This window comes from Streptomyces sp. NRRL WC-3549, from assembly GCF_000721935.1.
Classification (GTDB): domain Bacteria; phylum Actinomycetota; class Actinomycetes; order Streptomycetales; family Streptomycetaceae; genus Streptomyces.
This window is the reverse complement of record NZ_KL585433.1, coordinates 18,397-21,087: the sequence shown is the minus strand read 5'-3', so window position 1 is coordinate 21,087 and position 2,691 is coordinate 18,397. Positions and strand designations below refer to the sequence as shown.

The window sequence follows — 2,691 nt, the reverse complement described above, 5'->3', positions numbered from 1 at the left end:
CGCCGGCCGTGGCTCCCGGCCGGTGGGCGCTGGTCGGTCCCGGTACGGAAGAGCTGACGCAGGGGTTGGTCGACCAGGGCATGGAGGTGTCCTGCCACTCCGACGCGGGGGCGCTGCGGGACGCCGTGTCCGCCGCCGGGCAAGCGGTGCCGGACGTCACGGTGCTGGCCCCGGTCGCGGATTCCACCGACGGCCGGACGGTGCACGAGCTGACCGGCACGGTCACCGCCTGGCTGGCCGACGAACGCTTCAGCGGCGGTCAGTTGCTGCTCGCGACCAGGCGAGCGGTCGCCACCGCGTCCGACGAGGAGATCCCCGACCTGTGGCAGGCCGCGCTGTGGGGCGGCCTGCGCGACGTCCAGAGACAGCACCCCGGGCGTGTCGTGCTCGCCGACATGGACGTCACGGACGCGCAGGCGGGTGCGGTGCTGCCCACCCTGCTGCCGGGCGACGAACCGCAGTTCGCGGTCCGCTCCGGCGTAGCCCTGCTGCCCAGGCTGACCCGCGCAGCTGCCCCCGCGCCTGGCGAGCGGGAACCCGCGCCCGACCCCCGGCGCACGGTCCTGGTCACCGGCGCCGACGGGCCGACCGCGGCGGCAGCCGCACGGCACCTTGTCATCGCGCACGGCGTCCGCCATGTGATGCTGGTCAGCGACGGAGGCCCCCGCGACCGAGCCGCGGTCGAGCTCGAGGACGAGCTGACCCGGGCCGGCGCCAGGGTCGTGCTGGCGGCCTGTGACCTCACCGACCGTGCCGCACTCGCCGACGTACTGACCCGGATCCGGCGTCCCCTGACCGCCGTGGTGCACACCCCCGGGGCGGACCCCGGAACCGGGGAGGACCCCCTGCGGGCGGCGGCGCTCCGGGCCCTGAACCTGCACGAATCGACCCTCGACGCCGGCCTCGACGCGTTCGTCCTCCACTCCTCGGCGGCCGGTCTGCTCGGGGCGGCCGAACCGTCCGGACACGGTGCCGTCGCCGCCTTCCTCGACGGACTGGCGCAGAACCGCCGTGCCGCGGGACACGCCGCACTGTCCCTCGCCTGGGGTCCCTCGGAAGCGCACGACGGCGGCACGGGGACGCCGACGCCCGCAGGCGTCGGCCGTCTGACGGCACACGACTGCCGCGCCATGTCCGACGCCGCCCGGACCGTGGACCATGCCGTCCTGGTTCCGATGCGGCTGGACACCGGGACGCTCCACACCGACGACGTACCGGCCCCGCTGCGCGGTGTCATCGAGGTGACTCCCCGCGCGGCCGCTCCGGACGAGGCCGGCAGCGCCGCACTGCGCGCACAGCTGCTCGCCGTCCCGGACAACGAGCGGGGGCGGATGCTCCTGGAACTCGTGCGCACCCACGCGGCCCGAGTGCTGGACCTGCCGGAGGACGCGACCGTCGGCGCGGACAGGGCCTTCAAGGAACTCGGCTTCACCTCCGTCGCGGCCGTGGCCCTGCGGAACGCCCTGACCGGGGCGACCGGCCTGCGCATGTCGGCGACCGCTGCCTTCGACCACCCGACACCGACGGCCCTCGCCCGCCATCTGAGGGCCCTGCTGTTCGACGACGATCCGGCCGTCACTGCGCCCGCGCCCTCCACGGCGGTGTCCGGCGAACCGGTCGCCATCGTCGCCATGGGCTGCCGGCTGCCCGGCGGAATCACCTCCCCCGAGGAGCTGTGGCAGCTCGTCGAGCTCGGCCTGGACGGTGTCACCCCGTTTCCCGAGGACCGAGGCTGGGACGTCGATGCGCTGTACGACCCCGACCCGGACAGGCAGGGCACCACGTACGTCCGCGAGGGCGGTTTCCTCCACGACGCCGGCGACTTCGACGCCGACTTCTTCGGGATCTCCCCGCGTGAGGCGCTGGCGATGGACCCTCGCCCCGTGAGGCGCTGGCGATGGACCCGCAGCAACGGCTGCTGCTCGAGGCGTCGTGGGAGGTCTTCGAGCGGGCGGGCATCGACCCGACCTCGCTGCGCGGGGAGAACGTCGGTGTGTTCTCCGGGCTCATGCACCACGACTACGGCACCGACGCCGCAGACGCCCCCGAGGGCGTCGGCGGATACATCGGCACGGGTACCGCGGGCAGTGTCGTATCGGGCCGCGTCGCCTACACCCTCGGCCTCGAGGGCCCGGCGATCACGGTGGACACCGCTTGCTCCTCCTCGCTGGTGGCAGTGCACCTGGCGGCGCAGGCACTGCGGTCCGGCGAATGCTCCATGGCGCTGGCCGGAGGAGCGGCGGTCATGGCCAAGCCCGGCTCCTTCATCGAGTTCTCCCGACAGCGTGCACTGGCACCGGACAGCAGGTGCAAGGCCTTCGCGGCGGCCGCGGACGGCACCTCCTGGTCCGAGGGCGTCGGCGTACTGCTCCTCGAACGGCTCTCCGACGCGCAGCGCAACGAGCACCGGGTACTGGCGCTGTTGCGCGGATCGGCGGTCAACCAGGACGGTGCCAGCAACGGCCTGACCGCTCCCAGCGGACCCGCGCAGCGCCGGGTCATCCGCCAGGCGCTGGCCAACGCCCGCCTGGCCGGGCACGAGGTGGACGCGGTCGAGGCGCACGGGACGGGCACCACCCTGGGCGACCCGATCGAGGCGCAGGCCCTCCTGGCCACCTACGGGCAGGACCGGTCCGCGGACCGGCCGTTGTGGCTGGGCTCGCTGAAGTCGAACATCGGGCACGCCCAGGT

General features: G+C 74.2%; 2 pseudogenes. Both read left to right on the top strand.

Annotated features, from left to right (window positions below):
• Positions 1 to 80 precede the first annotated feature (80 nt).
• Positions 81 to 437, top strand: a pseudogene (locus IH13_RS46265) (SpnB-like Rossmann fold domain-containing protein); the annotation flags it as partial.
• 15 nt (positions 438 to 452) lie between these two features.
• A pseudogene (locus tag IH13_RS41570) lies at positions 453 to 2,691 on the top strand (beta-ketoacyl synthase N-terminal-like domain-containing protein); the annotation flags it as partial.